We start from the raw sequence: 22,112 nt of genomic DNA, 5'->3' as shown, positions 1-22,112 counted from the left end.
CACGGCGCGGGCAGCGTGGCCGTCACGCGCGGGAGCACGCCCTGCTTCAGCTGATGCATGAAGACGGCAGAAGGAGGCCGGCGACGACCTTCCCCAAAACCAACCGCTGGAAAGCGCGCCCCGATCCCTTCGCAGCCACGGCGAATCCGCCTAGTATCGGCGCATGAGCATCCGCCAGCTTTCCGAGAACGTCATCAACCAGATCGCCGCCGGCGAGGTCATCGAGCGGCCGGCCAGCGTCGTCAAGGAGCTGGTCGAGAACGCGCTGGACGCCGGGGCGACGCGCATCGAGATCGCCACCGCCGGCGGCGGGCTGACATTGCTGCGCGTCATCGACGACGGCGGCGGCATCGCGGCGGAGGAGCTGCCGCTGGCCGTGTCGCGCCATTGCACCTCCAAACTGTCGGACGATGTGCACGACATCCGCTCGCTGGGCTTTCGCGGCGAGGCGCTTCCTTCCATCGGCTCGGTGTCGCGGCTCAGCCTGCGCTCGCGCCAGGCGGGCGGCGACAGCGGGGCGGAGATCGTCGTGGAAGGCGGGCGTGTGGGGCCGGTGAAGCCGGTCGCCGCCAACCGGGGCACCACGGTCGAGGTGCGGGACCTTTTCTACGCCACGCCGGCGCGGCTGAAATTCATGAAAAGCGAACGGGCCGAGACGGCGGCCATCACCGATATCGTCAAGCGCATCGCGCTCGCCTTTCCCGCCGTGCGCTTCACGCTCACCGGCACGGACCGCGGCACCACCGACCTTGCCGCCGTGCCCGAGGATGGCGAGGGGCTCCTGCGCCGCATCAGCCAGATACTGGGCAGGGAGTTTCCCGAAAACGCGCTGCCGATCGAGGCGGAGCGCGAGGGCGTGCGCCTTTCGGGCTATGCCTCGATCCCCTCCTTCACGCGCGGCAACGCGCTCAATCAGTTTGCCTATGTCAATGGCAGGCCGGTGCGCGACAAGCTGATCGCCGGGGCGATACGCGGCGCCTATATGGATGCGCTGCCGCGCGACCGCCACGCGGTGGCCGCGCTCTTCCTCGATGTCGACCCGGCGCTGGTCGACGTCAATGTGCATCCGGCGAAGGCGGATGTGCGCTTTCGCGATCCGGGCCTCGTGCGCGGCCTCATCGTCGGGGCGATCCGCCAGGCGCTGGAGGCGAGCGGCATGCGCGCGGCCACGACGGGCGCGGCGGCGATGCTTGAGGCGTTCCAGAACCCGGCCGCCGGCCCGGCGGCAGGCAATGGCGACGGCCGCAGCCGCTTCGCCGCCGCCCGGTCCCCCGAGCCCTGGCGCATGGAAACCTCGCCTTCGCGCCCGCTCGAAATGGCCGCGTCCTCCGCCGGCGGCTTTGGCGCCGGCGAACAGGCGGCGTTCTCCGTCGACGGCGCAGTCAGCGCCGACACGCGGGCGGCCGCCGGCGATGCGCCTGCGGAGGCCCTGCGCCAGCCCCTGGGCGCGGCCCGCGCGCAGGTGCACGAGAACTATATCGTCGCGCAGACGGAGGATGCGCTGGTCATCGTCGACCAGCACGCGGCCCATGAAAGGCTCGTCTACGAGGCGCTCAAGCAGGCCATCCATGCGCGCCCCCTGCCGGCGCAGATGCTGCTGATGCCGGAGATCGTCGACCTGCCGGAGGAAGACGCCGAACGCTTGGGCGGCCATGCGGCTTTCCTGCAAAGGCTGGGCCTCGGCCTCGAACGTTTCGGCCCCGGCGCCGTGGCAGTGCGCGAGACGCCTTCCATGCTGGGCGAGGTGGACGTGCCCAAGCTCGTGCGCGACCTTGCCGACGAAATCGCCGAGCACGACACCGCCGAAACGCTCAAGGAGCGGATCGACCACATCGCCGCCACCATGGCCTGCCATGGTTCGGTGCGTTCCGGGCGCCGCCTGCGGCCGGAAGAAATGAATGCGCTGCTGCGCCAGATGGAGGCGACACCCGGCTCCGGCACATGCAATCACGGCCGGCCGACCTATATCGAGTTGAAGCTGGCGGATATCGAGAAGCTGTTCGGGCGGCGATGAGATATCCGCCTTGCCATGACGCCGCCGGCGCTTTATGGCGCAAGAGCGGAATGACGAGGCGATTGCGATGAACCGTTTTGAAGGACCCGGCGCGCGCGAAGCACGGGTGCGCTATCTCGATGGCGATTTCCAGGTGCTGACGCCGGGTGCCTTCGTGCGGTGTGCCGTTTCCGGCGAGGCCATTCCGCTTGAGGAACTGAAATATTGGAGCGTCGCGCGTCAGGAAGCCTATTCGAGCGCCGAAACCTCGCTCGCGCGCGAACTCGAGCTCGATCCGGAACTGCGCAAGCGCGCCTGATCAGCCGCCCTTCAGCATCCGCTCGCGCCAGGCCACAATTGTCTGGCGGATGATCGCGCCGGGCGTATCTTCTGTCTCGAAAGCGGCCTCGACAGGCAAAGCCCGGACCGATTTGGCGAATTCCCGCATGGGCCTGTGGCCGCTCGACAGGCGCACCAGATCCTTCTCCGTCGACACCAGCTGCAACGCCTCGGATTGTGCCTGGGCGGAAAGCTCCGACAAATCATCCTCTGAGAACTGATAGTGGTCGGGAAAGGATCTGGTCGCCACCAGTTCGGCCCCGATTTCGCGCAAGGTGGCGTAGAATTTGTCCGGATTGCCGATACCCGCGAAAGCTAGCACACGGGCTCCTTTCAAGCCGCGCGTCTTCAGCGGCTTGGCGTGGGCGTGATAGACGGGCTTGCCGGCCCGCGCCGCGCGGCGCACGACATATTGGGCGGCATCCCCCTGCCCCATGGTCACCACCGCATCGGCGAACCGAAGCTGGTTGACGACCGGCGCGCGCAGCGGCCCGCCCGGTATGACATGGCCGTTGCCGAGCCCGCGCCGCGCATCCACGACGATCAGCGCGTAGTCCATGTGAATGCGGGCACTCTGGAAGCCATCGTCCATGATGAGGAAGTTGCAGCCCTCCTCGATCAGCCGTCGTGCACCCGCCACCCGGTCCGGCGAAACGACGACCGGGGCATGCCGCGCGAGCAGCAGCGGCTCGTCGCCCACATGGTGCACCGCATCGTGCCTGGCATCGACGAGATGGGGTTGGGAAAGGCTGCCGCCGAAGCCGCGGGAAAGGAATCCGACCTTATGGCCATCCTTCCGGGCCTGCTTGCCCAGCGCAATTGCAACGGGCGTCTTGCCTTCGCCACCAACGGTAAGGTTTCCCACGCACAGAACCGCCGCCGGCAGCTTCTCGCGTGGCGCGGTCCGTATGCGGGTGGATGCGACGGCGCCATAGATGGCGGAGGCCGGCCACAGCGCCCAGGCACGCCAATCGGGCTTCTCCCACCAGAACGGCGGCGCTTCACTGCTCACCGCCATCGCTAAGTCCTGCCGTTGCCGCGCTGCAGGCGGCTTTGCACGATGAGCGGATGGATGAAAGGTTCAAGCGCCGTCAGCGTGCGCGTCAGCGCGCCGGACATCTCCTCAACCGTATGCCGGCCCGCCGCGATCATCTCGTCGCGCTTGTCGGCGTTGTTGAGGAGATAGTTCACGGCGCCGGCCAGCATCTGCGTATCGCGCACCAGCCGCGCACCTCCGCTGTCGATCAGCCGGCGATAGGCGTCGCGGAAATTCTGTACGTTGCAGCCGGAAAGGACGGCGGTCCCCAGCATCGCCGGCTCGATCGGGTTCTGGCCGCCACTGCCGGTCAGCGAGCGGCCAACGAAGGCAATCTCCGTCAGGCGTAGATAAAGCCCCATTTCGCCGATCGTATCGCCAAGAAGGATGTCGGTGTCGGCAGCAATGGGCTCGCCGGTGCTGCGGCAAATCACTTTCAGGTCGCGCGCCTCCATTTCGGCCTTCAGCGCCGGAGCGCGCTCGGGATGACGTGGCACGACGATGGACAGAAGATCCGGGTGGCGCTTGCGCAGCATCTTGTGAACGTTGGCCGCCGCCATTTCTTCGCCGTTGTGGGTCGACACGGCGGCCCATGTTCGGCGGCTGCCGATCTGGCCCTTGATGGTTGCGAGCGTCCCGGCATCCACCGGCGGGTGCTGCGTGTCCACCTTGAGGTTGCCCGAGACAGTGACCGGCCGCGCGCCAAGCTTGCGGAACCGCTCGCCGTCGACTTCCGACTGGGCGACGACATGGGCAAGGTTCTCGAACAGCGCCTCGGCAAGGAAAGAGCGCTTGCGCCAGCTCTTGAAGGATCGGTCGGACATGCGGCCATTGACGAGGACCTGGGGAACCCGTCGGGCGCCAAGCTCGAGAATCGTCATCGGCCAGATCTCGGATTCGGCCATGATGGCGAGATCGGGACGCCAGTGGTTGAGGAAGCGGCTAACCGCCGGCTTCAGGTCCAGCGGCACATATTGATGGATGACCCGGCCGCCGAGCCGTTCGTTCGCCACGGACGCAGAAGTGACGGTACCCGTCGTCAGAACGATCTTGATGCCGGCCCCCAGGAAATGCTCGATCAGCTCGGTTACGGCGATGGTCTCGCCGACGCTGGCCGCATGTACCCATATGAGCGGTCCTTCCGGGCGCTCGTGGCTCGGCCTGCCATAGCGTTCATGGCGTCGCGTCCGCTCTTCCTTGCCCTTGTTCACGCGCCAGGCAATATAGCCGCCGACCAGCGGATATGCTGCCGCACCTGCCCAGCGATAGGTGGTGAGTATGGTGCGTGCCCAGCGTTCGCTCATTGCCTGCCCATCAGAGATCGCCCCATCAGAGACCTGAAAATGGATAAGGGAGGCGAAAATGGTGATGTTTGGGGCCGCGCAGCGACGAGCGGGGCGTACATTGGGTACGTGAGCACCGGAGCACAGGAAATCGCCATTTGCAGGCCGCTCTCATCCATTTCCAGACGCTCTCTCAGCGGAATTGCTTGTCGACGAGCTTATAGGCGTCGCGCGTGGCAAGATTGAGCGCGTCCGTGACTTCGCGGCGCTTTTCTTCCATGAGCTCGTCGCTGGCGTCGGCGGGCACGTGGATGGGATCGCCCATCACGACTGCGCTGCGGCCGAAAGGCAGGTTGATGGTCGTCTTGTCCCAAGTCCGTTCCAGAACCTTGCGGCGGCTGGTGGCGATCGCCACGGGAACGATGGGTCGGCCCGCCAACCGCGCCAGCGTGACGATGCCCAACCCGGCCTCGCGCGGCGTGCCATGCGGGATGTCGGCGATCATGGCGACGTTGCAGCCTTTGTCGATGGTCCGCTTGAGTTGGATCAGCGCTGCAGCGCCACCCTTCTTGGCGCTGTGCCCTTCGCGTCCGCCCGAACCGCGCACGACGTCGAAGCCCAGCTTCTGGGCTACCAGCGCGTTGAGTTCGGCATCCGCGCTGCGCGAAAACAGCGCGACCAGCTTGTGCTTCGGCGGATTGATCGTCGGCCCCAGGATATGCTGGCCATGCCAGAGCGCGGCGATGGCGGGCGTATGCTCGGCAATCGCTTTTCGAGGATCGTGCGAACCCTTCACGGGGGGATTTGTAAAGGCGATGAAGCGTATCGTATTGGCCAGCAGCGACGCGACCACCTGCTTGACGACACGCGACCTTGCCAGCGGCTTGCGTATCCGCCGCCAGAGCGCCTTGAAAGGCCGCCGCCTGCGGGACCCGGCCTTCACGTCAACCACCGTCGAAGCGGCCGCGGCTTCATTCTTCATCAGCCGGCCTTGCCTGCGCCAGGATCGAGGAAGCGGTGCAGGTGAACAACGAAATAGCGCATATGGGCATTGTCCACGGTTTCCTGCGCCTTGGACCGCCATGCCGCCTCGGCCGCCCGATAGTTGGGATAGATGCCGACAATGTCGAGCGCGTCGATATCCTTGAACTCGGTCCCCGTCAGCGACTTCAGCTCGCCGCCGAAGACCAGGTGAAGCAATTGCCGGCTCTCGGTTTCTTCAGCCATCCATTCGTCCCATCTGATTTTTCGTCAATGCGACGCAGAACTTGCGCGTCATGTAAATGAACCGGCCCACTTTTGAAACCATTCGCGTGAGGAGGCAACAATAAGTTGCTGCTAGACCGGGAGTTCCGCCAGAACCTTCGCCATGGAGCGCAGAATGTCGCCGCTCCCCGCTGCCAGCGACCCCAGTTTCGGGTTGGGGCCGGCATAACGCGGGCGGCGCATCGACGCATCCACGATCTGGCCGCCGGCTTCCGATAGAAGAAGATCGGCCGCCGCGAGATCCCAGTCGTGGGAAGCCGGTTTGACGAAGGTCGCATCCAGCGTGCCGCGCGCCACGAGCGCGATACGATAGGCGAGCGACGGGATATATCCGTGCGGCGTGATGCGCTCGCGCAGCTGCGGAGGCAATCTATCGATCATGGCTTTCGGACCGCCCATGGCGATGTCAGGCTGGTCCTTCCGCACGCCGATGCGCACGCCGTTCATACAGGCGCCCGCGCCGGCGGCAGCCGTGAAAATCTCGTCGCTGGCCGGACAATCGAGCACGCCGGCCAGGCTGCGGCCGTCTTCCACGACGGCGATGCTGATGCACCAGACCTTGCGCCCGTCGATAAACGCGCGCGTGCCGTCGATGGGATCGACCACGAAAGTACGCCGCGCGGCGAGCCGTTCGGCGTTGTCGACCGTCTCCTCAGACAGCCAGCCATAATCAGGGCGGGCGGCAAGCAGCGTCGACTTGAGAAATGCATCGACGGCCAAGTCGGCGGCGCTAACGGGAGAGTCGCCCGCCTTCATCCAGACCTCCGGATCGCGCCGGAAATAGCGCATGGCGATTTCGCCCGCCTCGCGCGCCGCCGTCTCGATCAGCGTCAGGTCTTCGGCATGTTCGGCATGACGCGGCTCACTCTCCCGCAATGGTCATGCCCTCGATAAGCAGGGTCGGCGCCGCCGTGCCGTAGTTGCGGTCGAGGTCGCTTGCCGGCGTCATGTTCAGGAACATGTCCTTCATGTTCCCGGCGATGGTGATCTCGGAAACGGGATGGGCAATCACCCCGTTCTCGATCCAGAAGCCCGCCGCCCCTCGGCTGTATTCGCCGGTAATCATATTGACGCCCTGGCCGAAGACCTCGGTCACGTAGAGTCCGGCCTTGATCCCGCTGATCAGATCGTCGCGATCCGTCTCCCCCGGCTCGATGGCGAAATTGGTCGAGGACGGGTTGACCGAAGAGGAAGCGCGGGCACCACGACCGTTGGTCTCGAGCCCCAGCTCGCGCCCCACGGAGGAGGATAATAGCCAGGCCTCCAGAACCCCGTTCCTCACAGGCACGATCGGAACACCGGCCACGCCTTCGCCGTCGAAGGGACGGGAGGCCTGCCCGCGTACGCGCGTCGGGTCGTCCGTTATGGTGATGTCGGCGGAAGCGATCTGCTTGCCCATTCGGTCGCGCAGAAAGCTCGTCTTGCGTGCCACCGAGGCGCCATTGATGGCACCCGCGATGTGGCCGGCGATGCCCCTTGCCACGCGGGAATCATAGATGACGGGATATCTGCCGGTGGGAACCTTGCGAGCGCCCAGCCGGCGCGCCGCGCGCTCGCCTGCGGTGCGGCCGATCTTCTCCGGCGTATCGAGGTCGGCAAAGTGAAGCCGGGAGGAAAAATCGTAGTCGCGCTCCATTCCGGTGCCCTCGCCGGCGATCACACTGACCGAGCGGGAGAAGCGGGTCGCGGCATATTGGCCGACGAAGCCCTGAGAGGTCGCAAGAACCAGTCCGCCGGAACCGGCGCTGGCGCCGGCACCCGACGAATTGGTCACGCCGGGCACGGCAAGCGCCACCTCCTCGGCCGCCAGCGCGTCGTCCCTCAAGCGGTCGGGCGAGACCTCGGTCGGATCAACCAGATCAAGATCGGCGAACCGCCGGGCGAGCTTGTCGGGATCGGCAAGGCCGGCGAATGCATCTTCCGGCGACACGCGGGCCATGGCGACGGCGCGCACAGCGAGCGAGGCCGGATCGGACGCCGTGGTCGCCGATACGCTGGCCACGCGCTGCCCGACAAAGACCCGCAAGGACATGTCGTCGCTTTCGGACGATTCGGTACCCTCGACCTTGCCCAGGCGCACGGAGACGTTGCGCGACCGCGACCGGATCACCACCGCGTCGGCGGCATCCGCACCGGCCTTCTTTGCCGCCTCGACAAGCGAGGCGACGCGGTCCAGAAGCTGTTTCTCATCCGATGATCCGGTCATCCGTTCACCCGCTGGTTTGAGGGAGGAAAGTGGCGAGACATGGCATGGTCAACCATTTATGGTTCCGGGAGCGGTAGCGCAATGGCGTGAGAATGTCATATGGCCGCAAAGACTATGGCGAACCAGGCGGGGAACACGGATGGAGGCAACCACTACCGGCATCTACCAGGAACCTCTCCTTTTACTGATGGCTGCCGTCATCGCCGCACCGCTGTTCCAGCGCATCGGGCTCGGCACCATCCTGGGCTATCTGGCCGCAGGCGTCGCCATCGGCCCTGTCGCCCGTCTTATCTCGGACGGTGAAGAACTGCTGCATGTGGCCGAGCTCGGCGTGGTCTTTCTGCTTTTCATCATAGGGCTCGAGCTCAAGCCATCCAGGCTTTGGGCCATGCGCCGCGACATCTTCGGGCTGGGGCTCGCGCAGGTTCTGATGACGGGCGCCGTGCTGGCGCTGCTGGCATCGTTCCTGCCCGGATTTTCGATTTCGGCCGCCATTATCGTCGGTTTCGGCCTTGCCCTGTCATCCACCGCCTTCGCGGTGCAGACACTGGAGGGCCAGGGTCTGCTCAATACCGGCTTCGGGCAAAAATCGTTCTCCATCCTGCTTTTCCAGGATATCGCGATCGCTCCACTTCTGGCGCTCGTGCCGCTGCTTTCGCCGGGTGGTGAAGGCGCCGACGCCATCAGCGGAACGCGGTTCGCGGTGGCGCTGGCCTCCATTGCCGCCCTGGTGATCGCCGGACGCTACCTGCTCAACCCGCTGTTCCGCCTCATCGCCCAGTCCGGCGCGAAGGAGGCGATGATCGCAACCGCGCTCCTCGTCGTGCTCGGATCCGCCACCCTGTTGCAGGTCGCCGGCCTCTCCATGGCGTTGGGTGCTTTCATCGCTGGCGTGCTTTTGGCCGATTCTTCCTTCAGGCACGAGCTCACTGCGAATATCGAACCCTTTCGCGGCATCCTGCTCGGCCTGTTCTTCATGGCCATCGGGCTTTCGCTCGATCTCGGCGTCGTGTTGGAAAACTGGCTGGTCGTGGTTCTCGCCGTGCCCGCGCTCATGCTGGCGAAGGCCGTTATCCTCTATGGAATATGTCGCATTTTCGGCTCCGACCATGACAATGCCCTGCGGATAGCGTCGCTGCTGCCGCAGGGCGGCGAATTCGGCTTCGTGCTTTTCACCGCCGCCTCGGCCGCGCTCATCTTCGCCCCGGCGATGGCCTCGCTGCTGACCGCCGTGGTGACGCTGTCGATGGCGTTGACGCCGCTTACGGTCCGTATCGGCGAGCGGTTGGTGCGCGGCGATACGCCCGAGGAGATGGAGGAGGATTTCGAGGGCGCGGGGGCGGACGTGCTGATGATCGGCTTCTCGCGCTTCGGCCAGATCGCCTCGCAGGTGCTTCTGGCCGGCGGCAGCGACGTCACCATCATCGACCACTCCGCCGCCCGTGTGCGCACGGTCGAGAAGTTCGGTTTCCGCATCTATTTCGGCGACGGCCGCCGCAAGGAGGTGCTGGAAGCGGCCGGCATCAGGCGAGCGAAGGTCGTCGCCGTGTGCGTCAACGGCCGTGCCCAGACGGATATGATCGTCGACCTTATCCGTTCCGAATACCCCGACGTGAAGCTTTTCGTCCGCTCCTACGACCGGGCGCACGCGCTTTCGCTGAGAGCGCGCGGCGTGGAATACGAACTCCGCGAAACGCTGGAATCGGCCCTCGTGTTCGGCCAGATGTCACTCAAGGTGCTGGGCACGGAAGAGGAGGTCGCTCGCGCCATCACGGACGACGTGCGCCGCCGCGACGAGGAACGCCTCGAAATCCAGGCGGTGGACGGCCTGTCGGCTGGACAGGACAGGATGCACACCCGCCCGGTCACACCCGAACCGTTGATCAAGCCAAGCCGCCAGGCGCGCCGGCTGAACCGGGATGAAAAGGTGATCGCTGATCGGGGCTGATACAGGGCATCATGGCCTTTTGCGGTCAGGCGGAACCACCTGACGTCCGCATAAATGAAGAAAACAACAAGATGGAGCGTCCTTTGCGCATCCTAATGAACGCATGGCGCACCGGTGTCCTCGGTATCAGACTCTGCTCTCGATCGCGCGCTCGACTGCGCGCTTGAGTTCGTCCTTGATCCCGGACGTCTCTTTGAGAATCGCGTCGATCTTGAGGAAATCCAGCACCCGGAATCGCGAGACCGCCGGCCGCAGCAGAATGTCCGGCCGCGTGCTCTGCAGCTTCATCGATATGATCGACTGCATCATCAGTTGCGTCGCGCCGAACATCATTTCGATGGCGCTCGGCACCTTGGCGGTCTTGACGGTCGGTGCGCCCACCACGTCGACGGCAATGACCACATCGGCCATCCCTTGAAGCAGGTCGAAGGGAACGGGATTGTAAATGCCGCCGTCGATGAGCGTGCGCCCATCCCGCTGCACCGGCCGGAAGACCGCCGGCAGCGCGGCTGAGGCGGCCAGCGCCGAATTGAGGTCGCCGCTGTCGAACACCGCCAGGTGATGTCCGTAATAGTCCGTCGCCGTCACCCGGAGCGGGATCTGCAGCGCCTCGAACCGGTCCGGAATATTCGGAGGCAGGAAGGCGGCGATCACCCGCTCGGCGTTGAACTGGCCGAGACGCAGCCCACCTTCCACCATTTCCGACAGGCTGGCGGGCCTTGAGCGCCAGACGCGGCTGACCACCTCGGCGCGGCTCGACAGGATCGAATAGGCATGATCGCGGATTTGCGCGCCGCTCATGCCCGCGGCCATGCCGGCGCCCATGAGGGCTCCGATGGACGAGCCGGAGATGACGGCTGGGCGGATGCCGAGTTCGTCGAGCGCATCGATGGCGTGGATGTGGGCCAGCCCTCGCGCGCCGCCGCCGCCAAGCGCGAGCGCGAAGGTCGGCCCTGCGCCGGCGCCCGGCCGTGTGACTACGGGATCGAGTACTTCTTCGGCCACTCTACGCATTCCTCATATTGCACGAGGCCGGCATCATCGCCGAATGAAGACCCCGGATGCAACAAAAAGCCGGTCCCTGGGGATGCACCCCGGGCACGGGAATTCAGGCAACGCGGCAAATGGTGATCACGGAGGAAGCATATTCGCGCCGTTCCGCCAGGGTCAGGCCTTCCGGCGGCTGAAACGGCGAGACCGACGCCTCCTCCACAAGCACCAGCGCATCCGGCAGCAGCCAGCCCCCTTCGAGCGCCGAAGCAATGGCCCGTTCGCCGAGCCCCTTGCCGTAGGGCGGATCGGCGAAAACGAGGCCAAAGGGCTGCATCGTGCCGATCGGGCCGAGACGGGCTGCGTCGCGACGGAATATCCGGGTGTGCCCCTGAAGCCCGAGTGTCTCCACATTCTCACGGATGAGCGCGCGCGAAGCGCCCTGCTCCTCGACGAACAGGCAATATGCCGCTCCGCGCGAAATTGCTTCGATGCCGAGCGCGCCCGTTCCGGCAAAAAGATCGAGCACGCGAACGCCGTCGAGGCTGCCCGGATAGCCATGCTCGAGTACGTTGAAGAGCGATTCGCGCGCGCGGTCGGTGGTCGGACGGATCGTGTCGTCCTCGGGCGAGGCCAGCCGTCTGCCCCGCATCCGTCCGCCGACGACGCGCATCGTCAACGGTCCTTAGGTCCCTTGGGGGGGCCCTTGGATCCTCGGCTTGGCGAAGGCTTGCGCGGGCCATGCGGTCGCGATGCCCCCTTGCGGTCGTCGCGGCGCGGCTTGTCGGTTCCGGACCTTTCCTTCGCGCGGTCCGGTCCAGCCGCGCCACGCCTTTCGCTTCGGGCATCGGCAGCCGCTTTTTCCTCGCGCTTCTTTGTGCCCAGCGGGCGTGCGCCCGGCGCCATCCACACATTGGCCGCGCGCGAGCGCCTTTCGATCGGCTTGCGCTTTTCGTCGTCGCGCTTGCCGGCGGGCTTGCCAGTGGACCTGGACGGCGGCTTGGTCTGCAGCCGGCCCCGTATTTCCTCGCGCTTTTCCTCGCGCTCGCGCTTGCGGTTGATCGGCTGTCTTTCGCGTTCGCGCTCGCGCGGCGGGCGCGGGGCCGGCGTTTCGGCCTCCGGGGCTTCCACTGGCGCAACGCGCACCGGCTTTTCGGCGCGCACGGGCTTGTTGGAGAACGGTGTCGTGATGGGTGCGTCAAAATCCGCGCCGGCTTCGGCAATCAGGCGCTCGCCGAGCTGATCGCGCAGCATACGGCCTTTGATCTCCTGCACCGCTCCTTCGGCAAGCGCGCCAAGCTGGAACGGGCCGTAGGAAATCCGGATCAGCCGCGTCACATCGAGGCCGAGCGAGCCCAGCACGTTCCTGACTTCGCGGTTCTTGCCCTCGCGCAGCCCCAGCGTCAGCCAGGCATTGGTTCCTTGCGTGCGGTCCAGCGTCGCCTCGATGGCGCCGTAATAAACGCCGTCGACAGCTATACCCTTTTCGAGCTCGGCCAGCGCCAGCGGGTCGACCTTGCCGTGAACGCGCACGCGATAGCGGCGCAGCCAGCCGGTCGACGGCAACTCCAGAACGCGCGCCAGCCCGCCATCATTGGTGAGGATGAGCAGGCCCTCGGTGTTGATATCGAGGCGGCCGACGGTGATCAGGCGCGGCAGGCCCGGTGGCATGATGTCGAAGATGGTGCGCCGGCCCTCGGGGTCGCGCGACGTCGTCACTACGCCCGCCGGCTTGTGGAACAGGAAGAGCCGCGTGCGCTCGGCATCCGGTATGGGCGCCCCGTCTACCTCGATCTTGTCGCCGGGGCTCACATTGAAGGCGGGAGAAGCGAGGGCACGGCCATTCACCTTGACACGTCCGGCCTCGATCATGGCTTCGGCATCGCGCCGCGAAGCAACGCCGGCCCGCGCCAGCCGCTTGGCGATACGCTCGCCGGCGGCAGCCGGCTCTGCCTTGCCGTCCTCTTGCAATGGCTTCTGTGACCCTTGCGGCGCACGCTGCGCCTTGTCAGGCCTGCGGGCGAATTCGGGTTTTGCGCCTTCCCTGGCCGGAAAGCCAGGCTTGCCGCCGAAGCGAGGCTTGCCGGTCGAGGCAACCTTGCCCGGCTTGCGGTCTCCGGCTTTTCGGTCCGGGTTTCCCCGGGGTTTGGATGGTTTGTCGTTCATGGTGGCCTTTGCCTTTCAAGGCGGGTAGGTATCAAGTCGCATTCAAGCTTGCGAGCAAAAAGATTGGCGCGCGCGGAACCACACAAATATTCAGGCTTCATGGAGCCTGCCCTCGACGAGGCACGCCGTGCCGCCGCACGTGGCGAAGTGCCCGTGGGCGCGGTCATGGTCCGCGACGCAAAGGTGATCGCTCGGGCAGGTAACCGGACGCGCGAACTGGGCGATCCGACCGCCCATGCCGAATTGCTGGCGATCCGCGAAGCCTGCCAAGCCCTTGCCAGCGAACGCCTGGCCGACTGCGATCTCTATGTGACGCTTGAGCCCTGCGCCATGTGCGCCGGAGCGATCTCGTTCGCCCGCATCAGACGGCTATACTTTGCGGCACCGGACGAAAAAGGCGGCGGGGTGCTCCACGGCGGGCGCTTCTTCACCCAGCCCACCTGCCATCATGCGCCGGAAGTTTATGCCGGGCTGGGCGAGAGAGAGGCCGCCGATCTTCTAAAGGCGTTCTTCAGGGAGAGGCGCTAGACCTGTAGCTGCGATTTGCTGCCGTGCCGCGCTTTCTCCGCCTCAGTTCAGCCAGGGTATGAGGTTGCGGAGGCCGCCGGTTCCGGAACCTGCGGCTCTCTTTGCCTGGCGCTCCTTCTTCCACTCGTCCTCGCCGAGTTCGTCTGCCGGCGCGGTGGGCGCGGGCTGGCGGTATTCGGTAGGCGGCTCGCTCAGATAGCGGCGCGTGGTGGGGCTGCCCTGCTTGGTGATTTTCTGGCGGCGGAAGAATTCCGCGCGGCGTTCGGCCTGCGAAGCGTTGGCGGCGAGGGGTGAGACTCCATCCGCCGTTGCCCCATCCACATCTTGAATGATATTGGGACGGTAGGACGGGTTGTTCTGGTTCGCCGTCGCTTCGGCGCGGATACGCGCAAGCCGCTCCTCCGGCGATTCCGGCCAAGCAGGATTGTCGGCGCCGGCCACGTCCTCCTGCGGCGGGGGAAGCACCTCCTTGGAAGCCGGCTGGACGATGCCCGGACGCGGCGCATAGGAGATGGATTCCCTTTTCTTGGGAGCAAGCGACAGCGCGCCGGTAACGTCCTCTACCAATTGCTGGTTGGCCGGCGTGCCCGTGCCGTAGGTGGGGCCGCCACAGCCAGCCAGCAGAATAGCCGAAAACACGCTGGCCGCAGCCACGATCCTGGTTCCGCGCGGCCCACGGCTCAACGCGGTGATGCCGCCCTTAACACTCGTCAACGTCAGTTCTCCTCAGCGCCGACAGGCCCGCGAGCCCGTTTATCTCTTCGCCTCCTCGCCGATAAATCCGACGACATGATGGCGCTCTATCCATGCCGCCTTTTACCGGACGCTGGCGGCTGACGCAACGGCATGACCGGCAAGACAATCGGGTGAAGGAAAATACTCTTTCACCGAAACGATCTCCAGGGTTGGAATATCCGCGCGCCAAGTGGGACCCATGCGGCGGCGCGCCCGGTGCGAGCCAAGGGCGCGAATGGGCCCGCTAGGCACGGCTTTGCCGTGCCTGATCCAGAGCAAAGAGGATGGGCTTTGCCCGCCCAGCGCTTGAGGGACGGAGAAAGCCAGGGCAAACGGGTTCACCCGATTGCCTTGGGCAACGCCTACAACCGGCCGAGCGCCCGCAGCTCGCGGAGCGCGGCGGCATCGCGGGCCGAGACCTCCGGAAATTCGGGATCGTAGCCTACATCGTCCGTATAGCGCCAGGAGCGCGCGCATTTGGTGCCGCCCGCCCGGGCGAAGACAACGGAAACGCCCTTGACGTCGTCGAGGCGGAAGGCGTCCGCCGGCCCCTCGTCTTCGCGGAACTCGATACCGCTGGTGATGCAGATATCGGCCATGTCGTGACCGCCGATCGCCTCGCGCAGCGCCGCATCGGTGATGTGGACGATGGGCGCGGCCTCCAGCGAGGAGCCGATAGTCTTTTCCTTGCGCTCGATCTCCAGCGCACCGGTCACCACGCGCCGGACCTGGCGGATCTTGCGCCACTTGGCGGCAAGCGCATCGTCCTTCCAGTCCGCCGGCACGGCGGGGAACTGCTCCAGATGAACCGATTCCTTATCGGGATGGCGGGCGAGCCAGGCTTCCTCCGTCGTGAAGGGCAGGATCGGCGCCAGCCATTTGACCAGGCAGTCGAACAGCGTTCGCACCACCTGCAGCGACGCCTTGCGGCGGGTGCTCGACGGCGCGTCGCAGTAGAGCGCGTCCTTGCGGATGTCGAAATAGAAGGCCGACAGCTCTATGACCATGAAATCGAGCAGGGTGCGGATGATGCGCTTGAAGTCGAAATTGTCGTAGCCGGTGCGCACGACCGCATCGAGCTCGGCCAGCCGGTGCAGCATCAGCCGCTCCAGTTCCGGCATCTGCGCCAGCGGCACGTCCTCGCCCGCGTCATGGGCCAGCGAGCCGAGCATCCAGCGCACGGTGTTGCGCAGCTTGCGATAGGCGTCGACATTGGTCTGGATGACGTTCTTGCCCAGCCGCTGGTCTTCCCAATAGTCGGTGGTGCCGACCCACAGGCGCAGTATATCGGCGCCCGACTGGTTCATGATGTCCTGCGGGAAGGTCTGGTTGCCCAGCGACTTCGACATTTTGCGGCCGTCCTCGGCCATGGTGAAGCCATGGGTGATGACGGTGTCGTAGGGGGCCCTGCCCCGCGTGCCGCAGCTTTCCAGCAGCGAGGAATGGAACCAGCCGCGATGCTGGTCGGAGCCTTCCAGATAGACGTCGGCGGGCCATTTCAGGTCGGGCCGATCCTCCAGCGTAAAAGTGTGGGTGGAGCCCGAATCGAACCATACGTCGAGAATGTCGGTGACCTGCCTCCATGGCTCGCCGGCGCGCTCGCCCAGGAAGCGCTCGCGCGCGCCCTCGGCGAACCAGGCGTCCGCGCCCTCGGCCTCGAAGGCTTCGAGGATGCGCTGGTTGACCGCCTCGTCCTTCAGGACATTGCCGTCCTCGTCGGCAAAGACGCAGATCGGCACGCCCCATGCCCTTTGCCGGGAAAGCACCCAGTCGGGCCTATCCTCGATCATGGCGCGCAGGCGCGCCTGACCGGCGGCGGGCACGAAGCGCGTCTCGTCGATGGCCTTGAGCGAGCGTGAACGCAGCGTGGTGGCGTCGCCCAGATCCTTGTCCATATGGACGAACCATTGCGGCGTGTTGCGGAAGATGACGGGTTTCTTCGAGCGCCAGGAATGCGGATAGGAATGCTTCAGCCGCCCGCGCGCGAACAGCATGTCCTTGTCGATCAGTGCCTTGATGACGGCACCGTTGGCGTCGCCCTTCTTGCCCTTGTCGTCGATGACGCGGGCCGGCCCGCCCTCGCGGTCGGGCCCCAAGCCGGGCGCATCCTTGGTGAAGAAGCCGGCGTCGTCGACGGTGAAGGGGATGGCGGTGTCGATGCCGCGTGCTTCCAGTTGCCCGCGCGCGTCCATCCAGGCGTCGAAATCCTCGCGGCCATGGCCGGGGGCGGTGTGCACGAAGCCCGTGCCGGCATCGTCGGTGACGTGCTCGCCGGGGAGCAGCGGGACAAAGAAGTTGTAACCGTTGCCCATGCCCTTAAGGGGATGAGCGCAAAGGATATCTTCCATATCCTCCTTGCTGACGTCACGGAGCCGGCGAAACTGAAGTTTTGCCTTCGCAAAAGATTCTTCGGCCAATGCATCCGCGAAGATCAGCTTCTCGCCAGGCTGCGGGCCGAAATCGTTCTCCGCCGCCGTGACCTCATAGAGACCGTACGCGACGCGCGTCGAAAACGAGATCGCGCGGTTGCCGGGGATCGTCCACGGCGTCGTGGTCCAGATGACGACGAAGGCGTCTCGTAGTTCCTCGATATTTTTCCAACCGTCTGCAAGTTTGTCAGTGTGCCGCCCTGGTCCTTTTCCAACGATTTGAAACTTCACCCAGACCGTATCGCTCTCATGGTCGTGGTACTCGACCTCGGCTTCCGCCAGCGCCGTGCGTTCCACCACCGACCACATCACCGGCTTGGAACCCCGATAGAGCTGGCCCGACATGGCGAATTTCAGGAGTTCGCCGGCGATGCGGGCTTCGGCGTGGAAGTTCATTGTCGTATAGGGATTTTCGAAGTCGCCCTCGACGCCGAGCCGTTTGAACTCCTCGCTCTGGACCTTGATCCAGTGCTGGGCGAAGTCGCGGCATTCCTTGCGGAATTCGTTGACCGGCACCTCGTCCTTGTTCTTGCCCTTGGCGCGGTACTGTTCCTCGATCTTCCATTCGATGGGCAGGCCGTGGCAGTCCCAGCCGGGCACATAGTTGGAATCGTAGCCGCGCATCTGGAAGGAGCGGGTGATGATGTCCTTCAGCACCTTGTTCAGCGCGTGGCCGATATGGATGTTGCCATTGGCATAGGGAGGGCCGTCATGGAGCACAAACTTCTCGCGGCCCTTGGCGTCCTCGCGCAACCGCTTGTAAAGGCTCATCTTCTGCCAGCGGGCGACAAGCTCCGGCTCCTTCTGCGGAAGGCCGGCGCGCATCGGGAAATCCGTCTGCGGCAGGTTGAGGGTCTTGGAATAAACGATCTTTTCGGACGTGTCGGTCATGGTCTCGCCGTGGGAAATGCGGGGCGGAAAGGCCCCGCCAGTGCCAGTATCATGTTGCGGAGAATGCGCAAATGCGCGCGGTCGCAATCCCGGACCTTCCGACCGCCTTCAGGCGCGGAAGGCCGGGCCGATAATTCGCGAAATGATCGCTATGAAGCCGGCGCAGGTCGTCATGTGCGCGCTTTTAACCGAGACGGAAGCAAGAATAAAGGCCGATTTTTCTCGGCTGAAGGCCGAAAATCCGGGGTGAAACGAGCTGAAACCGGCCCATTCCCAGCTGAAACGGACCCGGTTTCAGCTGGAAAATGCGATAGCCAGTTCGATTTTCGAGAGCGGACGCACGCTGGAGAGCAGGGCACGGGCCTCCTCCTCGTCGCGCTTCATCTGGGTGACGAGCGCATCGAGGCCATCGAACTTCACCTCCCCGCGCAGGAAGCCGAAGAAGGAGACGGAGCAGGTCTCGCCGTAAAGATCGCCGGAGAAATCGAAGAGGAAGGTCTCGAGCAGCGGCGCGCCGTCCTCGTCCACTGTCGGGCGGCGGCCGAAGTTGGCGACCCCGTCGTGAAGGCTGCCGTCGGCGCGGCGGAAGCGCACGGCGTAGATGCCGTGGCGCAGCGCGGTTTCGGGCGGAAGCGACATGTTGGCGGTGGGAAAGCCCAGCGTCCGGCCAAGCTTCCGGCCGCCGGTCACCTGCGCCTCGACCGTGAACCGGTAGCCGGCAAGGCCGGCCGCCTGGGAGACGTCGCCCCCGGCCAGCAGGGCTCGGATGCGGCTCGACGAGATCACTTCGCCGCCCTCGTCGGCGAAGGCCTCGACCACGGTAACGCCGAAACCGTTCGCCTTGCCGGCGGCGGCCAGCGTCGCCGGCGTGCCGCCCCGGCCCTTGCCGAAGTGGAAATCGAACCCCGTCACGACATGGGCAACGCCCAGACCGCCGATAAGGACTTCGTCGACGAACTGGTCGGCCGGAAGTGAGGAAAAGGCCGGCACGAAGGGCTGTTCGACCACACCCGAAAAACCCATCGCTTTCAGAAGGCGCGCCTTCATGGGAGCTGGCGTGAGGCGGAAGAGCGGAAGGTCGGGCCGGAAGACAGCGCGCGGATGCGGCTCGAAGGTGAGCGCAAGCGCCGGGCGGCTTTCCCTGGCCGCGATCTCCAGCGCGGCATTCAAAACGGCCTGATGGCCGCGATGCACGCCGTCGAAATTGCCGATGGCCACGACGCCGCCGCGCAGCGCTTCAGGCAGCGCGTCGAACCTGTCGATCCGGTGAAACACGGCCGCCAATTCAGCTACCGTAGCCGTTCTATGGCCGCAACGGGCATGAGGCCATGCTTTTCCAGGAAGGCATTCATCATCTGCCGGTCCGGCGCGTCGTTATGCCGGTATTCGACCGCGTGAATGCCCGCCGTCACGAAAAGCACGTCGATGCCCATATTGACACCGCCCTTGACGTCGGTCAGCACGCCGTCGCCGACGGCAAGCGCATCCGCAATGCCGATCTGGCGCCCGAGCGCCCTGCCGGCCGCCGCCAGCGCCGCCTCGTAGATGGGACGGTGCGGCTTGCCGGCGATCTCGGTGCGGCCACCCAGCAGACCGTAGTCCCGGGCAAGCGCGCCGGCGCAGAAGACGAGCTTGTCGCCGCGCTCAACCACGATATCCGGGTTTGCGCAGATGAAGGGCAGATTGCGCGCGCGCAGGCGCTGGAGAAGCTCGGCGTAGTCCTCGGGCGTTTCGATTTCGTCGTCGACAAGACCGGTGCAGACCACGCCGGCGGCCTCGAATTCCTCGACCAGTTCGATGTCCAGCCCGTCATAGAGCGTCATATCGCGGTCGGGGCCGATATGGAAAAGGCGGCGCGGGGCGTTGGAAATCAGCTCGCGGGTGACGTCGCCCGATGTCACCACCGCGTCCCAGGCCTCGTCTGGCACGCCGAGAAGGCGCAACTGTTCCTCGACAAGGCCGTGCGGGCGCGGAGCGTTGGTGATCAGCACCACCGCCTTGCCGGCCTGGCGCATGCGGGCCAGCGCGGCGCTCGCCTGGGGAAACGCCGACACGCCATTGTGCACCACACCCCATACATCGCAGAGAATGGCCGAATAGGGTTCGGCGACCGCATCGAGGTTTTCGATCAACTCCAGCGATTGCGGCATGGATGCTCCTTTGAGAATGGCAGCTTTGAAAATGGCAGCATGCGCCTGCGGATTAGCCCAGTTGTTGCCGTCTGTCACCATGATCCGTCGACTTGCACCGATGCGGTTAACCCAGCGTGAACCAGGACTCCAGTTCGGCCGGCAACGTTAAGAAAAATGTTCAGTGGCTAGAGAGCATGATTGTCACAACCAATGACAGGCAGGGGTAGCTACGATGTTTCGCAGGTTTTTGAGCGACAGGCGCGGAAACTACGCGATGCTCACGGTATTTCTCATGGTCCCGATCGTGGGCGGGGTCGCGCTGGCCATCGACTATAGCCAGGCCAGCCGCCACCGCAATATCACGATCAACGCGCTGGATGCGGCGGGCATGGCGACGGCGTTGCAGATCCTGAAGGGCGCCAGCGACGAGGATGCGAAGCAATACGCCAAGGAATTCTTCGAAGCCAATCTCGGCCCCGTCGATCCCGCCGATACGACGCTCAATGTGGTGCTGCCGAACAACAATGCCGGCGGCGGTACGCTGAAACTGTCGGCCACGCTCAACTACGATCCGATATTCTACCCGGCTTTCCAGGCCATGCGCGGGACATCCGGCGACGAAACGGCCATGAAGATCAACGCATCCAGCGAGGTGCGGCTCAAGAACACGCTCGAGGTGGCGCTGGTGCTCGATAATTCGGGTTCCATGGCCTACACCGGATCGGGCTCCGGCAAGAAGCGCATCGATCTGTTGAAGGAAGCTTCCAAGGAACTCGTCAAGACGCTGGCCGCGCAGGCCGGCCAGATGAAGCAGGTGTCGAAGCCGGTGCAGTTCGGCCTCGTGCCGTTTGCGGCCTCGGTCAATGTGGGGCCGGAAAACGAGGGCGCGTCCTGGCTGGACATGGATGGGCTTTCTCCAGTGCATCACGAGAATTTCGCTTGGTCGACCATGCCCGACGATAAGGACGTGCGGCTGGTCGGCGGCGTCTATCGCAAGGTGGGCGACGCTTGGGGGGACGAAAAGGACAAGATCGTCACCCGCTTCACGCTTTTCAAGGAAATGACGCGCGTGACGGAGACCGAGTGGCAGTGCCCCGATGGGGAAACGTACTGCGGAGAAAAGGAAGAAGTCCCCACCGGCTGGGGGCCGGCTTCGGCCTGGGCCGGCTGCGTGGAGATGAGGCCTTATCCCTTTGGCCTCGACAATACGACGCCCACGGCGGCCAATCCGAAAACGCTGTTCGTTCCCATGTTCGCGCCGGATGAATTCGGCCCGGCCGGATACTACTCGTATAACAGCTGGTGGGGCGATGCCGAGGCAACCGGCACTTACGAAGAGCGGCAAACTTACATGCCCAAATACTTCCAGTCCTTCAAGACCGGCTATTTCGGCCTGGGCAAAGGCCCCAACGGGAGCTGCACGACCAAGCCCATCACGCCGCTGACCGACGTCAGCACGCTCGCCGGACTCACCACCATCAACGATGCCATTGACGAGATGCAAGCCAACGGTGCGACCAACGTGCCGGAAGGGCTCGGCTGGGGCTGGCGGGTGGTTTCGGGCAGCGAGCCCTTTACCCAGGCCCGCGCCGACACGGAAAGGGGCAACGACAAGGTGGTGATCGTGCTGACCGACGGCGCCAACACCTATTATACGCCCGGCTCGCTGGGCGCCCAGGACTATGCCGGCAACAAGTCGATCTACTCGAACTACGGCTACGCCAAGAATGGCCGCATCTTCGAGGGAACGACGGTAAGCAAGAGCTATTCCAACAGCAACTACACCGCCGCCATGAACCAGCAGATGGACGAGCTGTGCCAGAACGCCAAGAACAAGAGCATCATCCTGATGACGGTGGCGCTCGACCTGAGCACAACCAAGAGCGACGAGAGCGGCCAGATCGAAGCGCTCAAGAAATGCGCCTCGGAATCACGCTTCCGCAAGGACGGCAACGGCAACGCGGCCAAGCTGTTCTGGAACGCCACCGGCGGGGACCTGGCCGAGAAGTTCAAGGAAATCGCGGACGAGCTTTCGAATCTGCGCTTCGTCAGTTAGGGGTGGGTGGGTTCAGGTGGGGTTGGCGCCATGCGCCCACGTCCGTCATCCCGGCCGACCGCAGCGAGAGCCGGGACCTATTGGGTTGGCGCGGCCGGGTTCCGCAGAAGCAGT

General features: G+C 65.0%; 18 protein-coding genes. 5 read left to right on the top strand and 13 right to left on the bottom strand.

What is annotated here, in order from left to right; translation table 11 throughout:
* Positions 1-163: 163 nt before the first annotated feature.
* Together mutL and N1058_RS06250 are read left to right on the top strand one after the other, a co-directional pair.
* On the top strand, positions 164-2,014 hold the full coding sequence (mutL, locus tag N1058_RS06255; RefSeq protein WP_265516640.1) for a DNA mismatch repair endonuclease MutL: 1,851 nt from the start codon (positions 164-166) through the stop codon (positions 2,012-2,014).
* Between the two features lie 67 nt (positions 2,015-2,081).
* Positions 2,082-2,312, top strand: a complete 231-nt coding sequence (locus N1058_RS06250; protein WP_265516639.1) for a DUF2093 domain-containing protein — start codon at positions 2,082-2,084, stop codon at positions 2,310-2,312.
* Here the strand turns inward: N1058_RS06250 and lpxK are convergent, their stop codons facing one another.
* The 6 genes from lpxK to N1058_RS06220 all read right to left on the bottom strand — a co-directional run bounded on the left by lpxK (position 2,313) and on the right by N1058_RS06220 (position 8,123).
* Positions 2,313-3,344 (bottom strand): tetraacyldisaccharide 4'-kinase, encoded by a 1,032-nt coding sequence (gene lpxK / locus N1058_RS06245; RefSeq protein ID WP_265516777.1) that lies wholly within the window; start codon positions 3,342-3,344, stop codon positions 2,313-2,315.
* Positions 3,345-3,352: 8 nt separating this feature from the next.
* Complete coding sequence (gene waaA / locus N1058_RS06240) at positions 3,353-4,672, bottom strand: lipid IV(A) 3-deoxy-D-manno-octulosonic acid transferase (protein ID WP_265516638.1); 1,320 nt, start codon at positions 4,670-4,672, stop codon at positions 3,353-3,355.
* A gap of 172 nt (positions 4,673-4,844) precedes the next feature.
* On the bottom strand, positions 4,845-5,633 hold the full coding sequence (locus tag N1058_RS06235) for a lysophospholipid acyltransferase family protein (RefSeq protein ID WP_265516637.1): 789 nt from the start codon (positions 5,631-5,633) through the stop codon (positions 4,845-4,847).
* Complete coding sequence (locus tag N1058_RS06230) at positions 5,633-5,878, bottom strand: DUF4170 domain-containing protein (RefSeq protein WP_265516636.1); 246 nt, start codon at positions 5,876-5,878, stop codon at positions 5,633-5,635. The genes N1058_RS06235 and N1058_RS06230 overlap by 1 nt, the downstream gene beginning before the upstream one ends.
* 111 nt (positions 5,879-5,989) lie before the next feature.
* Positions 5,990-6,793 carry a 3'(2'),5'-bisphosphate nucleotidase CysQ gene (locus N1058_RS06225; protein ID WP_265516635.1) on the bottom strand — a complete coding sequence of 268 codons (804 nt, stop codon included), beginning with the start codon at positions 6,791-6,793 and terminating at the stop codon, positions 5,990-5,992.
* Entirely contained in the window at positions 6,780-8,123 is a 1,344-nt protein-coding gene (locus N1058_RS06220; RefSeq protein WP_265516634.1) for a TldD/PmbA family protein, read from the bottom strand. Before N1058_RS06220 ends, N1058_RS06225 begins: the two co-directional genes overlap by 14 nt.
* A gap of 139 nt (positions 8,124-8,262) precedes the next feature.
* On the opposite strand from N1058_RS06220, the gene N1058_RS06215 reads away from it, so the two are divergent.
* Positions 8,263-10,071 carry a monovalent cation:proton antiporter-2 (CPA2) family protein gene (locus tag N1058_RS06215; RefSeq protein ID WP_265516633.1) on the top strand — a complete coding sequence of 603 codons (1,809 nt, stop codon included), beginning with the start codon at positions 8,263-8,265 and terminating at the stop codon, positions 10,069-10,071.
* Positions 10,072-10,197: 126 nt separating this feature from the next.
* Here the strand turns inward: N1058_RS06215 and N1058_RS06210 are convergent, their stop codons facing one another.
* The 3 genes from N1058_RS06210 to N1058_RS06200 form a co-directional block, all read right to left on the bottom strand.
* A complete protein-coding gene (locus N1058_RS06210; protein WP_265516632.1) occupies positions 10,198-11,076 on the bottom strand; it encodes a patatin-like phospholipase family protein in 879 nt (292 codons plus the stop codon).
* Positions 11,077-11,179: 103 nt separating this feature from the next.
* Positions 11,180-11,734, bottom strand: a complete 555-nt coding sequence (gene rsmD, locus N1058_RS06205; RefSeq protein ID WP_265516631.1) for a 16S rRNA (guanine(966)-N(2))-methyltransferase RsmD — start codon at positions 11,732-11,734, stop codon at positions 11,180-11,182.
* 2 nt (positions 11,735-11,736) lie between these two features.
* A complete protein-coding gene (locus tag N1058_RS06200; RefSeq protein WP_265516630.1) occupies positions 11,737-13,227 on the bottom strand; it encodes a pseudouridine synthase in 1,491 nt (496 codons plus the stop codon).
* A gap of 99 nt (positions 13,228-13,326) precedes the next feature.
* Between N1058_RS06200 and N1058_RS06195 the strand changes: the two genes are divergently transcribed.
* Entirely contained in the window at positions 13,327-13,755 is a 429-nt protein-coding gene (locus N1058_RS06195; RefSeq protein ID WP_338040631.1) for a nucleoside deaminase, read from the top strand.
* Positions 13,756-13,797: 42 nt separating this feature from the next.
* On the opposite strand, the gene N1058_RS06190 is transcribed toward N1058_RS06195, so the two are convergent.
* From N1058_RS06190 to N1058_RS06175, 4 genes are all read right to left on the bottom strand, one after another.
* Entirely contained in the window at positions 13,798-14,469 is a 672-nt protein-coding gene (locus N1058_RS06190; RefSeq protein ID WP_265516628.1) for a hypothetical protein, read from the bottom strand.
* A gap of 383 nt (positions 14,470-14,852) precedes the next feature.
* Positions 14,853-17,810, bottom strand: coding sequence for an isoleucine--tRNA ligase (gene ileS, locus N1058_RS06185; RefSeq protein WP_265516627.1), 2,958 nt, complete (start codon positions 17,808-17,810; stop codon positions 14,853-14,855).
* Positions 17,811-18,104: 294 nt separating this feature from the next.
* Positions 18,105-19,094 carry a bifunctional riboflavin kinase/FAD synthetase gene (locus N1058_RS06180; protein ID WP_265516626.1) on the bottom strand — a complete coding sequence of 330 codons (990 nt, stop codon included), beginning with the start codon at positions 19,092-19,094 and terminating at the stop codon, positions 18,105-18,107.
* A gap of 5 nt (positions 19,095-19,099) precedes the next feature.
* Positions 19,100-19,960, bottom strand: a complete 861-nt coding sequence (locus N1058_RS06175) for a TIGR01459 family HAD-type hydrolase (RefSeq protein ID WP_265516625.1) — start codon at positions 19,958-19,960, stop codon at positions 19,100-19,102.
* A gap of 256 nt (positions 19,961-20,216) precedes the next feature.
* On the opposite strand from N1058_RS06175, the gene N1058_RS06170 reads away from it, so the two are divergent.
* Complete coding sequence (locus tag N1058_RS06170) at positions 20,217-21,998, top strand: hypothetical protein (RefSeq protein WP_265516624.1); 1,782 nt, start codon at positions 20,217-20,219, stop codon at positions 21,996-21,998.
* Positions 21,999-22,112: the final 114 nt, after the last annotated feature.

This window comes from Nitratireductor luteus, assembly GCF_026162365.1.
Taxonomy (GTDB): domain Bacteria; phylum Pseudomonadota; class Alphaproteobacteria; order Rhizobiales; family Rhizobiaceae; genus Chelativorans; species Chelativorans luteus.
Note: the sequence above shows the minus strand (reverse complement) of the source record. Positions and strands in the feature narration are given on the sequence as shown.